The 12,010-nt window shown below is 32.2% G+C and carries 14 protein-coding genes; 2 read left to right on the forward strand and 12 right to left on the reverse strand.

Translation table 11 applies throughout. From position 1 onward, the window contains the following. Positions 1–398: 398 nt before the first annotated feature. The 3 genes from B2S90_RS04885 to B2S90_RS04895 all read right to left on the reverse strand — a co-directional run bounded on the left by B2S90_RS04885 (position 399) and on the right by B2S90_RS04895 (position 2,490). Positions 399–1,172, reverse strand: a complete 774-nt coding sequence (locus B2S90_RS04885) for a Cof-type HAD-IIB family hydrolase (RefSeq protein WP_278778933.1) — start codon at positions 1,170–1,172, stop codon at positions 399–401. A 39-nt stretch (positions 1,173–1,211) separates the two neighbouring features. Next, positions 1,212–2,201, reverse strand: coding sequence for a rod shape-determining protein (locus tag B2S90_RS04890; protein ID WP_006505001.1), 990 nt, complete (start codon positions 2,199–2,201; stop codon positions 1,212–1,214). Between the two features lie 85 nt (positions 2,202–2,286). Then, positions 2,287–2,490, reverse strand: a complete 204-nt coding sequence (locus tag B2S90_RS04895; RefSeq protein WP_055234932.1) for a DUF1146 domain-containing protein — start codon at positions 2,488–2,490, stop codon at positions 2,287–2,289. 100 nt (positions 2,491–2,590) lie between these two features. Between B2S90_RS04895 and B2S90_RS04900 the strand changes: the two genes are divergently transcribed. Next, the gene (locus tag B2S90_RS04900; protein WP_278778934.1) at positions 2,591–3,097 is read left to right on the forward strand and encodes a GNAT family N-acetyltransferase; all 507 of its coding nucleotides are present in this window, start codon (positions 2,591–2,593) and stop codon (positions 3,095–3,097) included. Between the two features lie 404 nt (positions 3,098–3,501). Next, the gene (locus tag B2S90_RS04905) at positions 3,502–3,936 is read left to right on the forward strand and encodes a transposase (protein ID WP_286696625.1); all 435 of its coding nucleotides are present in this window, start codon (positions 3,502–3,504) and stop codon (positions 3,934–3,936) included. Between the two features lie 123 nt (positions 3,937–4,059). Here the strand turns inward: B2S90_RS04905 and rsmI are convergent, their stop codons facing one another. From rsmI to B2S90_RS04950, 9 genes are all read right to left on the reverse strand, one after another. Further along, on the reverse strand, positions 4,060–4,911 hold the full coding sequence (rsmI, locus tag B2S90_RS04910; RefSeq protein WP_278778936.1) for a 16S rRNA (cytidine(1402)-2'-O)-methyltransferase: 852 nt from the start codon (positions 4,909–4,911) through the stop codon (positions 4,060–4,062). Further along, complete coding sequence (locus tag B2S90_RS04915; protein ID WP_278860672.1) at positions 4,901–5,632, reverse strand: tRNA1(Val) (adenine(37)-N6)-methyltransferase; 732 nt, start codon at positions 5,630–5,632, stop codon at positions 4,901–4,903. The genes rsmI and B2S90_RS04915 overlap by 11 nt, the downstream gene beginning before the upstream one ends. After that, positions 5,616–6,584: a PSP1 domain-containing protein gene (locus tag B2S90_RS04920; RefSeq protein ID WP_286696626.1), complete on the reverse strand. Its 969-nt coding sequence runs from the start codon at positions 6,582–6,584 to the stop codon at positions 5,616–5,618. Before B2S90_RS04920 ends, B2S90_RS04915 begins: the two co-directional genes overlap by 17 nt. A gap of 4 nt (positions 6,585–6,588) precedes the next feature. Next, complete coding sequence (locus B2S90_RS04925) at positions 6,589–7,548, reverse strand: hypothetical protein (protein WP_286696627.1); 960 nt, start codon at positions 7,546–7,548, stop codon at positions 6,589–6,591. Continuing rightward, the gene (gene tmk / locus B2S90_RS04930) at positions 7,545–8,159 is read right to left on the reverse strand and encodes a dTMP kinase (protein ID WP_055233594.1); all 615 of its coding nucleotides are present in this window, start codon (positions 8,157–8,159) and stop codon (positions 7,545–7,547) included. The genes B2S90_RS04925 and tmk overlap by 4 nt, the downstream gene beginning before the upstream one ends. 297 nt (positions 8,160–8,456) lie before the next feature. After that, positions 8,457–9,050 carry a recombination mediator RecR gene (gene recR / locus B2S90_RS04935; protein ID WP_215656507.1) on the reverse strand — a complete coding sequence of 198 codons (594 nt, stop codon included), beginning with the start codon at positions 9,048–9,050 and terminating at the stop codon, positions 8,457–8,459. 1 nt (position 9,051) lies between these two features. Further along, on the reverse strand, positions 9,052–9,354 hold the full coding sequence (locus B2S90_RS04940) for a YbaB/EbfC family nucleoid-associated protein (RefSeq protein WP_006505010.1): 303 nt from the start codon (positions 9,352–9,354) through the stop codon (positions 9,052–9,054). A gap of 2 nt (positions 9,355–9,356) precedes the next feature. Next, entirely contained in the window at positions 9,357–11,150 is a 1,794-nt protein-coding gene (gene dnaX / locus B2S90_RS04945; protein ID WP_055233601.1) for a DNA polymerase III subunit gamma/tau, read from the reverse strand. Between the two features lie 50 nt (positions 11,151–11,200). Continuing rightward, on the reverse strand, positions 11,201–11,878 hold the full coding sequence (locus B2S90_RS04950) for a Bax inhibitor-1 family protein (protein WP_278860678.1): 678 nt from the start codon (positions 11,876–11,878) through the stop codon (positions 11,201–11,203). Between the last annotated feature and the right edge of the window lie 132 nt (positions 11,879–12,010).

Here is a 12,010-nt window from a genome sequence, read left to right on the forward strand (position 1 = left end):
TGTAAATGAGTTTATCTATTATTCTTAAAATACATAGAATATATAGAATCAATAGATACTGTTTTTTTAGAACGAAATAAATAAAAGAAGCCACAAATAAAACAAGTATTGGATATCTTAATCTACCTTTATTTATACATAGATATACATATCCTTTTTTATTAATCTTCTTCTGAAGGTAAAAATCAATCACTATTAATAATAAAATAAAAAAAATGTCTAACAAGGACCCTTGCATAGTCTATACTCCTCCTATTCTTTCATAATAACTAAAATTTTATTATAGATAACATTAATAACAAAGTTGTAAAATCAATTACTAATAATATAATATATTATGTTATTAAAACATATCTTTTTATACACAAGTGTAAAAAACTTCTGTTTTTACACAGAAGTTAAAAGAGTCTCTTTAATTCTTTTGCCACACCATCATGCAATACATCTTCACAGATGATTGATGCATGATGATAAATCATAGGGATTGCATTCTTCATAGCGATTGGATGCCCCACTGTTTTAAACATTTCTAAATCATTGGCTCCATCACCAAAACAATAGCTATCATCAACATCTAATCCATAATAGTGAAGCATTGTTTCAATACCGTGACCTTTAGAAGTATCTATATTAGATACTTCAATGTTTAAACTATCATCATGTTTTTCATAAAAGAAAGCCCCCAGTCTTTCAATAAGCCCTACGCTATCTTCTTTTTTATTATATCTGATTTCTAATTTAATTGTCTTCTTTAGTACTTCATCTAAATCATAATCATTGCATAAAGAATCCATATCAATATTACACCAAGCATAGAATTCATACATATGTGGTGATTCCTTCTTTAAATAACAGCGATCAGTTGTAAGAAGTACATATTCATAACCTTGTGATTCTACATATCCAATTAGTTTCTTTGTTTCTTCATAAGGTAAAGTCAAAGAATCTATTGTTTTTCCTTCAGTTACAATATGTGCTCCATTAGCTAATACAAAGCCATCAAAACCAATGGATTTCACTTCTTTAGAAATAAATCCAGTTGGTCTACCGCTTGCGATAAAGCATTTATGACCTAATTTTTGTACTCTATGAATTTCATCAATAGTGTTCTGACTAATACCAATCTCTGGATGGTAGATAGTACCATCAATATCAAAAAATATCGCTTTCATTATTACCTCCAAAAAAAGAGATAGCGCGAACGCTATCTCTTACTGTAAGTATGTAGTGTTTTCTAACATGACACCGCAGCCTTCAGCAACACAATCAAGTGGTGTATCAGCTACGAATACAGGAACCTTTAATCCCTGTTCAAGGAACTTGTCTAAATTCTTTAATAAAGCTCCTCCACCTGTTAAGAAGATACCCTTGTTTACGATATCTGCAGATAATTCAGGTGGTGTCTGTTCAAGAACCTGCTTAGCAGCAATTAAGATTGTTTCACAAACTTCACCTAAAGCAGAAACTGTTTCAGATTCATTCATCTGGATAGTCTTTGGAAGACCAGTAACTAAGTCTCTACCACGAACATCCATAACTGTTTCTTCATCAGGTTCAAATGCGCAGCCGATCTGTTTCTTAACTTCTTCAGCTGTAGCATCACCAATTAATAACTTATATTTATCTTTAACGTACTTAATGATTTCCTGATCCATCTTGTCACCAGCAATCTTTAATGACTGAGATGTAACGATATCACCTAATGAAAGTACTGCAACGTCTGTAGTTCCACCACCGATATCAATAACCATATTTCCAGATGGTTTAGAAATATCAAGACCAGCACCAATAGCAGCTACTTTTGGTTCTTCTTCGATATATACCTTCTTAGCACCACATCTTAAAGCGACATCCTGGATGGCACTCTTTTCGATTGAAGTGATGTTAGATGGACAACAAATCAAGATTGTTGGTCTAGCAAAAATTCCTTTTAAGTTAAGTTTATTGATAAAGTGTGTTAGTAAGATTTCAGTAGTCTGGAAATCAGCAATAACACCATCTTTTAAAGGACGGATTGCTTTTAATTTTCCAGGAGTCTTTCCAAGCATTTCTCTTGCTTCTTCACCAACAGCAACAGGTCTATTTGTTTCTACATTAATAGTAACAACACTTGGCTCATTAACTACAATTCCTTCTCCTTTAGCATAGATAAGGATATTTGCAGTACCAAGGTCAATACCAATTTCTTTTGATAAGCTCATACCTTTTTCCTCCTTGTAAGCATTTCTATTTTATCATTTTATTCATATTATTCAAGTCAATTAATTAAAAAATATTGGCTTTAAATCAATAAAAACTTAATGTCCCAAAATTAAGTATAAATTGTGCAAATAAGTATCCGAGCGCTACACTCGCAACAATATAGATGACATAAAACTGACCGATTCTGCCCTTTCTTAAGAAGCGTTCAAAATCAAAAGCCTGCAATCCATACATAGCTAACAAAACAGAAATAATATAGATTATAATATTAACAGTACGATACAACATAACATCCTCCTTTGATACCATTTAACCATTTCAACAATTAAAATACAACTATTTGATATTTTAAATAATTTCTTGTACAATTTTATATGAGGTGATTGGTATGCATGTACGCACATCAGAAATTAAAGATCTAAGTCGTGTGATGGATCTTATTAATCAGGCAAAAGAATATTTTAAAGATAATGATATCAACCAATGGCAAAAAGGATATCCTGATATCAATACAATTCTAGATGACATTTTGTTAGGTAACGGTTATGTTCTTTCTAAACACTCCCATATATATGGCACTATGCATTTTATTATAGGAATAGAACCTAGCTATGTAAAAATCTACAATGGTCATTGGCTTACTGATACTAGACAATATGGTATAATTCATCGTTTTGCGATTGATAATAATCATAAAGGAAATGGTTATGCAAAAAAATTATTGGATTATGCAGTCAACATATGTAAGCAGAGTGGTACCCCTTCTATTCGTTTAGATATTGAAAAGAATAATAAACCAATGAAAGAATTTGTATCAAAGAATGGATTTCAATATTGTGGTATTATTCGTTTGAAAAATGGTGAAGAAAGAGAAGCTTACGAAAGATTGATTTGAAACTGTTCGTAAACACAGTTTTCAGACTGTTGACAAACTAAATGTTAACAGTCTTTTCTTTTAAATTTGAAGAGTATATGATAATATAGTTACTGTCGTAAGTATCCACACTCCAATTAAGCAAAAATTGTGGCCTTACGGCCTTTTTCGTTTCCTGTCAATTATCGCCTGAAAATAGTATAATTAAGGTACTTAATCGTTGGATAAAAATATGGCAATGACTAATCGTGCAAACATTAAACGTGATGGACTTATCATGAGTACTTTAGATGACCTAGTACCACAGGATCATTTGGTTAGAACACTGGAAGCTACGATAGATCGGAAATTCATCTATCCGTTAGTGAAATCACTCTACAATAATTTCGGCAGACGTTCTATTGACCCAGTGGTACTTTTTTAAAATGATATTTATCAATTATACATTCGGCATCAACTCTATGAGAAAGACCTGTGAAGAGATCAAGGTCAATATAGCTTATAGATGGTTTTTAGGTATCAGCATTTATGAAGATGTTCCAAACTATTCTACACGGTCTAAGAACTATCAGAGAAGATACAAGGATAGTGAAGTCTTTGACCAGATCTTTAATCATATCATCAGGCACGGCATTGATAATGGTTTTATTGATACCACTACTGTCTTTGGTGATGGCACACATAGAAAAGCTAATGCGAATTCTAGAAAAGCTACAGATAAGGAAGTAGAGATTGTAGCTAAGGCATATGAAAAAGAATTACTTGAAGAAATCAATGAACAAAGAGCAGAAAATGACAAGAAGTTATTTGAATCATTAGACAAGAAAGAATATGAAATTGAATTAAAATTTATCTTATGATAAACTGTTATTGTCATTTTTAAGAATGACTTTACTTTTTTCTTCTTGTATTTATAGTTATTAACTAGAAATATGAGGTCTTCCAAGCAAAAAGGGTAATGTTTCACGTGAAACATTACCCTTTTACTTTTTGTGATATTCTTCATACACAAGATTCTTATTTAATTTACGAATCTTTGCGACTTCTTTAATAGCATCCTTCTTAGACATGCCTTTTTCTACAAATTCATCAACATGTTCTGTGATTGTCTGGTCAAAAGTCTCTTCCTCATTTACTTCAGTACCACCTTCAACCACAATAACCATTTCACCCTTTAATTCATCTACTACTTCCAATACTTCAGAAATAGTACCTCTTAGAATTTCTTCATGCTTCTTAGTGATTTCTCTACATAACGCAATTTTTCTATCACCTAATACCTTCATCATACAGTCTAATGTCGCCTTAATTCTATGTGGGGCTTCATAGAATACGATCGTATAAGTGATATTTTTTAATTTTTCTAATTCTTTTGTCTTATTTTTATTTGTATGACTTAAGAAACCATAGAACATAAATGGCTGTGGCGCAATGCCAGAGACAACTAAAGCATCTAAACAGGCATTACATCCTGATAAAGGAACGACGTTATATCCTGCATCAATAGTTGCTAACACCATTTCATACCCTGGATCACTAATAGCTGGATACCCCGCATCACTTACTAATGCAACTGACTCCCCTTCTTCTAATAATGATAGAAGTTTAGGAATCGCAACATGCAAATTATGTTCATGATGAGAAATGAGTTTAGCTTCCATATTAAAATGATTTAATAGTTTTACTGTATTACGTGTATCTTCTGCTGCAATATAGTTTACACTCTTCATCACATCAATACATCTTGGTGTCATTTCACTTAAATTACCAATTGGTGTTGGTACAAGGTAAAGTGTCGCTTTCCCATTTTCAAAACTTTTTTGTCTATTTAACATTCATCTCACCTACTAACTGTTTAACTTCATCAGAATAGCTTCCATCTTCATTATGTGTATATAAAGGTGGTTCAATCTTTAGTCCAGTTTTACCTAAGAATGCACCTTCTATCAAGAATGTATTGCATTCCTTTCCTTCTTTAGGATAGACAAAACGGATACGTTTAGGTTCTATTCTGTATTTCTTAAATAATTCAATTGTTTCAATAAAACGATCTGGACGATAGACCATTGAGAAACGACCATTCTGATCTAGAATTTTTGCAGCTGATGCAATAATACCTTCTAGATCTATTTTAATTTCATGACGTGCAATAGTCATATAAGGACTTTCATTAATATGAGATTTCTCTCCCACTTTAAAGAAAGGCGGATTGCAGACAATGGCTTTGGTACGTGGGGCATACTTCACATAATCCTTAATATCATCATGAATAATTTCTACCTGATCTTCTACATGATTTAATTTCACATTTCGTTCCGCAATCTCTACAGCTTCCTTTTGAATTTCAACACCAATAATCTTCTTATGAGTGCGTTGCGTTAAGATTAATGGTATGGCTGCATTATTTGTCCCAAAATCTACGATTGTCTTCATATCCTTTGTGATTGCACAAAAGTTTGCCAATAAAACAGTATCCAGAGAAAAGGTAAACATATCTCTTCTCTGGATGATTTTCATATCATTATAACCAAGGAGATAATTAATTTCTTCGTTCATCTTTCTTTCCTTTTGGATTATTACCTTTGATAGTTCTTGGCTTCTGATTATTCTGTTTTGATTTATGCTGTTGTCTTGGCTTCATTTGTTTTGGCTTTTCATGTTTCTTTTCTTTTTTAGGTGCTAATTCTTCTAAGATTTGTTTTTCCCTTTTAGGTGCAGGCTTCTTATCTACATCAGATAAAGGTATAAATAAAATACTGCCCTCATTATCAATCTTTACTAAGTCAGAAATAACGTTTAAACCAACAACCTTACACTGTTTATCTTCATAACGAATAAATGAACCAATCTTAGGAAATTTCTTTTTAACTTCCTTATACGCTTCATCTTCATACTTTAAACAACATAATAAACGTCCACAAACACCTGAAATTTTATCAATATTGATTGCAAGCAACTGATTCTTAGCCATATTGATAGATACACCATCAAACTCACCTAAGAATGAGTTACAACATAGTGGTAAGCCGCAGTTTCCAATGCCTCCTACAATTTTAGCTTTATCTCTAGGTCCTACCTGTCTTAATTCAATACGACATTTAAAAACACTAGCTAGTTTCTTTAATAAATCCCTGAAGTCTACACGTTCATCAGATGTATACATAAAGATAACTTTAGATGCATCAAGTGTATATTCACAATTGATCAAATGCATATCAAGGTTTGTTTCCGCAATGATTTCTTTACAGATTTCATATGATTTTTGTGCCTTAATTTTATTGATATTATATACTTCAATGTCTGCTCTATTCGCAACACGTTTAATTCTCTTTAATTCGTTATCTAATTTAAATTCTGATAAGTCTGTAAGATCTGTAATGATTTCACCTAATTCTAATCCTCTTACAGTTTCTACTACTACTTTATCTCCCTTTTTAACATCTAAATCTGTGGAGAAGTAATAATATTTACCAGCGCTATTAAATCTAACAGCCGCTAATCTATCCATTTCATCAAACTCCCTTCAATACTTTATATACCATACCATCTAATAATAATGCAAGATTGACATTATTGTTGAGTCTTTCAGCATATTCTAATATGATTTCTATTTTCTGTAATATTTTACCATCTTCTGGCATCTTCTCAAAGAAATCTTTATGTTTCACAAACAATACAGGTATAGAATGTTTCACGTGAAACATATCTCTCATGCCTAACACAAGAAGATTTAAAAATAATGCATATGCTTCTTTATTCTTCTTATACTTCTTACCTAGATTGATCTGTAAATTGATCAATAAATCCGATGGTCTCATATATAAATCTTCAATAAAGTAGAATACATAATTCTTAATATCAAAATACAACTCACTATCCTTATACTCATTGCATTCTTCAATCGAATCAAACAGATGAGGAAGAACCATAGCATCTTCGTCATCCACCCCTTCATTCTTTAGTTTTAATTCTAAAGAATGCTTAGATTCAGGAAGCAATTTAATCACCTGACATCTAGATTGAATAGTAGGTAGTACTTTATTAATATTTTTTGTTGTAAGGATTGCATATACTTCTTCTACAGGTTCTTCTAAGAACTTTAATAAGCTGTTCATTGCCTGAGTTGTCGCATTATCAATATTTTTAAGAATATAAACTTTTCCTTTATTCTCTACACTTGATTTCACAAACTCTTCCTGAATATGATCAATATCCGATTTCTTAATAGAAGTCTCTTTACCATCACATACAATCATATCAGGATAAATACCTTCTTTAATTCGTATACAGTCATCACAAGTTTCACACGCTAGTGTATCTTCATGGCATATATAAGACTGGGCAATAAATGTCGCAATATCATCCGTATGATCCCCTATTAGAAGAAATGCATGAGTCTTTTTATTCTCTTTAAAACTCTTCTCTAAAATACGATAGAAAATAGGTTGTGTTTCTTTTAAGAATTCTTTCATAATCTATCCTTTACAATTTCATAAACCTGATGATATACTTCTTCAACTGGTAAAGAAGCATCTACTTTCACAATTCTATCTGGGAACTTATCACAAATCATCTGATATCCAACATACACTTTATGATGAAAATCCAATGATTCTAAATCTAATCTATTGACTTCTCTATCCCCTGTAATACGCTTTAAAGCGACTTCAGGTTTTACATCAAAGAAAATAGTTAAATCAGGAAGAATACCATCTGTCGCAAAAAGATTCATATTGTAGATATTATCTACGCCAATACCTCTCCCAATTCCCTGATAAACTAGAGAACTATCAATAAAACGATCGCATATCACGATACCATCTTCTTTTAATACAGGAAGTACTTTTTCTACAAGATGCTGTCTTCTGCTTGCTGCATAAAGTAAAGCTTCTGTCCTTGCATCCATCTTCGTATTGTTGACATCAGTAATCACATCTCTGATCTGTTCTGCAATATCTACACCACCAGGTTCTCTACTAAAAGTGATATTATATCCTTCTTCAATAAACTGTTTATGTAACATCTTTGCAATAGTCGTTTTACCACTGCCTTCTCCACCTTCAAAAGTAATAAATAAACTCATATCATACGCTCCTTCAAACATTAATATTATATGTGATTTACAATGTTTTTTCCATAATTAAAAAGAAGGTTATTCATTACCTTCTCTATACTTTCGATAATCAAAGATATCTTCTCTATTTAATAACTGTGACCATCTTGCTGATAACAGTTTCGCATATTTATAATCTTCTAATCCATAAGTTCCTAAAGAATAGGCATCATTTAATGTTCTTATTCACATGCTAATTCATTGAAAGCTTTCATCATTTTATACTCAATATAAAAGGGCTATAACAATACATTATAGCCCTCTTGCTTAAACTTTCTTTCTACCCTCAAATGATTTTAATAATGTGAGTTCATCTGCATAATCAAGAGAACTTCCAATTGGTAAACCATGCGCAATACGTGTTGTATTAACACCTTTTTTATCTAATAGCTTTGCAAGGAAGAGTGCAGTTGTTTCCCCTTCTCTTGTCGCATTTGTCGCAATAATCACTTCTTTTGTATCAGGAGTAATACGATCAAATAAACTCATGATGTTCAAATCATCCATAGTCTTGCCATCCATAATAGAAATTGTACCACCTAATACATGATATAAACCATGGTACTCTTTCATCTTTTCCATCGCAAAGACATCCTTAGGAGATTCTACAACACATATTGTAGATTGATCTCTTTCGTGATCAGCACATATCTCACACTTATCACCTTCACTTAAATTACCACATATAGGACAAGTATGGACATTTTCTTTAAATAAAGTGAGTGCCTGTGAGAATCTTTTTACATCTTCTTCTGACATATCATAAATCGCATAAGCCATTCTTTCAGCACCTTTATTTCCAATACCTGGCAACATTTTAAAACATGTCATTAACTCTTCAAAACTCTTTGGATATTCCATATTACATAAAAGAAGATAAATCTAATCCACCAGTGAGGGATTTCATATTGTCTTCTTTCTCCTTTTCTACTTGACTAATTCCCTGATTAATCGCAATCATCATCAAGTCTTCTAACATATCTTTGTCATCCATAAGATCCTGACTGATATGTAATTCAGTGATCTGATACTTACCATTGATTTTACCTGTAATCAAATTATTCTGACAAGAAAAACTAAAACTCTTGTTTTCTAATTCTTTTTGTTGATTTGAGGCAGTTTCACCCATTTTCTTTGCGGTTTCTAAAAGCGAATTGAAATCCATTTTTAATCCTCCTTAAATTCTACAATATCTTCACCAAACATATCTAAAGCATACTTCTGTGCATCATTCAAATCAACTCTTTTTAAATCATATCCATCAATATGTTTTAATGTGATTGGTCTCGCCTGAGGAAGCTGTTTGCTTCTTGCAAGCTGAATATAATGTTGTCTCATCTCTAACCATGCATCATGCTGCATCCCAATGAATTTATATTCATGTCCTAATACATCCTTAATTAAAGATGATAACTGTTTATAATTCTTATAATAGTTAGCCGCGTTCACATCAGGCATTAATTCAAACTCAATAATTAAACCATCTCTACAAGCAGCTACAGGATGTCCCTGTGATAACATACTTGCTGCTTTAGCTGTATTCATATTAGCCATATAACGTCGAATCACTGGCCACTTCTCCTGTACTTCATTTAAGATCTTACGATCTGCCTGTACAAGAATATTTAATATATCACTTTGATCTACTTCGATATTATCATCTGATACATATGTTTCTGGTTCTTCTTTCTTTTCATAATTGAATTGAGGTACTGGTTGTTCAGCCTTCTTTTCTAAGACTGGTTCTACTATCTCTTCTTCAATTGGTTCAAAGACAGGTTCTTCTATAATTTCTTCGATTGGTTCAACTTTTTCTTCTACCTTTACAGGTTCTTGTTTGACTGTTTCATCTTTGACAGGTGTATATTCAATCTTCTGACTTGGTGCATGTTCTTGATTACATAGTCTTAATAATGCAAGTTCAAAATAAATATGTGGATCAGTCGCTCTAATATACTTCTCACTTGCATCCATCAATATATCAATAAAGCTAAAACATTCATCACTTGTAATATAAGGCACGATGTTTTCTAAGTCTTTCTGTGTCATGACTGACATAATAGAAGCATCTTTTGTATTCCTATAAACAACTATGTCTTTTAATATATCAATTAAATCAAATGTCAATCTCTTAATATCGATACCACTCTTATCCATCTTATCTAATATCTTTAAAGACTCAGACATATTCTTAGATAATAAAACCTTCAATAAGTTTGTCTTATCATCCATGGATACAATACCATAAATAGTATGAATATCATTAATGCTTAAATGATCATCATTATAGGCAAGACATTGTTCAAGGATAGATAATGCATCTCTCATTCCACCATTCGCAAGTCTAGCAATTAATTCTAAAGATCCATCATCATATGTCTTATCTTCCTCTTTTAAGACATACTGCATTCTTTGTACCATTTCCTGGTCAGTAAGTCGTGTAAAATCAAATCTCTGACATCTAGAAATAATAGTAGGCAAGATCTTATGTGGTTCTGTCGTCGCAAGAATAAAGATGACATGTGCAGGTGGTTCTTCTAATGTCTTTAATAGTGCATTAAAAGCTCCAGGTGACATCATATGTACTTCATCGATGATGTAAACTTTATATTGTCCTTGTGTCGGTGCATATTTCACCTTATCAATCAGACTTCTTACTTCTTCTACCCCATTATTGCTGGCAGCATCTATTTCAATGACATCTGGATGTGTTCCATTTTCAATCTGTTTACAATTCTCACATTCACCACATGGTTTAGGATCACCTGTACAATTAACTGCTTTAGCTAATAACTTTGCGACAGTTGTCTTCCCTGTTCCACGTGGACCACAAAATAAATATGCATGCGCAATCTTCTTTTCATCTATTGCATGCTTTAATGTAGTAATAATTGCTTCCTGTCCAGCTACATCTTTAAATGTCTGTGGACGGTATGTTCTATATAATGATTTATATGCCATCTTCATCAACTCCTTTCCTTATTATACATAAAAAAAGGTGCCTTAGCACCTTAATTATTATCACTTACTAACATCAATATATCGATAAGAATGTTGATGAAATCCATATAGAGCTGTAATGCACAAAGTAATGCCATACCTTGTAATGCTTCCTGAGGTACAATTTCATAAGCATATTCAATGCTTTTAAAGTCATGTAATGTAAGTCCAGTAAAAACTGCAAGATCAAGGAATACAACTAGATAATAAAGAGCTGGTGCTGAAATGAAAATCAATAAAATATACGCAATCATAAGAACTGGTAAAGCCATTAAACAGACTTTTCCTACGCCGATGAAATTATTATTAGTATGCTGTGTCACTGTATAGAGTAAACCAAAATAAACAGCTGTCACCGCAAAAGCAAGTACCGCTACACCTGGTACAACATAATTCAACCACATAGAAAGCACAATCCCATTAATTACTGAATAAGCAACATAGTATGTCTTAGCCTTCTCTATAGCCATATCTTTGACTGTTTTACTAAGCATTAGTACTAATCCTATTTCTATAATCGAACAAACAATCATAAAGATGAAATAAGACGCACCCAATATCAGTTCAAGATGTAAGAATGAGAATAGAAACGAAGTGATTGTAGTGATTCCTAATGCGACAGCCATCCATTTCATGATTGAACCAAAGAACTCACCATAACTCATCTTATTACTATAATAAGAATCCATAGTTTACTTCCTCCTTTTACGTTTAAAGAACTCTGATACTATTGTAGCACACTGTTCCTTTAAAATCCCCTGTTGTACATCAGGATGATGATTTACAGGATTATTCTCTATTAACTCTATAAAACCTGGCCA

The sequence above is a fragment of the Catenibacterium sp. UBA627 genome, assembly GCF_002299355.1.
Taxonomy (GTDB): Bacteria; Bacillota_I; Bacilli_A; order Erysipelotrichales; family Coprobacillaceae; genus Catenibacterium; species Catenibacterium mitsuoka.

Bases quoted from the DNA above. Each gene is read 5' to 3' on its own strand.
- B2S90_RS04885 (WP_278778933.1), bottom strand. From the start codon at position 1,172: ATGAAAGCGATATTTTTTGATATTGATGGTACTATCTACCATCCAGAG.
- B2S90_RS04890 (WP_006505001.1), bottom strand. From the start codon at position 2,201: ATGAGCTTATCAAAAGAAATTGGTATTGACCTTGGTACTGCAAATATC.
- B2S90_RS04895 (WP_055234932.1), bottom strand. From the start codon at position 2,490: ATGTTGTATCGTACTGTTAATATTATAATCTATATTATTTCTGTTTTG.
- B2S90_RS04900 (WP_278778934.1), top strand. From the start codon at position 2,591: ATGCATGTACGCACATCAGAAATTAAAGATCTAAGTCGTGTGATGGAT.
- B2S90_RS04905 (WP_286696625.1), top strand. From the start codon at position 3,502: ATGATATTTATCAATTATACATTCGGCATCAACTCTATGAGAAAGACC.
- rsmI (WP_278778936.1), bottom strand. From the start codon at position 4,911: ATGTTAAATAGACAAAAAAGTTTTGAAAATGGGAAAGCGACACTTTAC.
- B2S90_RS04915 (WP_278860672.1), bottom strand. From the start codon at position 5,632: ATGAACGAAGAAATTAATTATCTCCTTGGTTATAATGATATGAAAATC.
- B2S90_RS04920 (WP_286696626.1), bottom strand. From the start codon at position 6,584: ATGGATAGATTAGCGGCTGTTAGATTTAATAGCGCTGGTAAATATTAT.
- B2S90_RS04925 (WP_286696627.1), bottom strand. From the start codon at position 7,548: ATGAAAGAATTCTTAAAAGAAACACAACCTATTTTCTATCGTATTTTA.
- tmk (WP_055233594.1), bottom strand. From the start codon at position 8,159: ATGAGTTTATTTATTACTTTTGAAGGTGGAGAAGGCAGTGGTAAAACG.
- recR (WP_215656507.1), bottom strand. From the start codon at position 9,050: ATGGAATATCCAAAGAGTTTTGAAGAGTTAATGACATGTTTTAAAATG.
- B2S90_RS04940 (WP_006505010.1), bottom strand. From the start codon at position 9,354: ATGGATTTCAATTCGCTTTTAGAAACCGCAAAGAAAATGGGTGAAACT.
- dnaX (WP_055233601.1), bottom strand. From the start codon at position 11,150: ATGGCATATAAATCATTATATAGAACATACCGTCCACAGACATTTAAA.
- B2S90_RS04950 (WP_278860678.1), bottom strand. From the start codon at position 11,878: ATGGATTCTTATTATAGTAATAAGATGAGTTATGGTGAGTTCTTTGGT.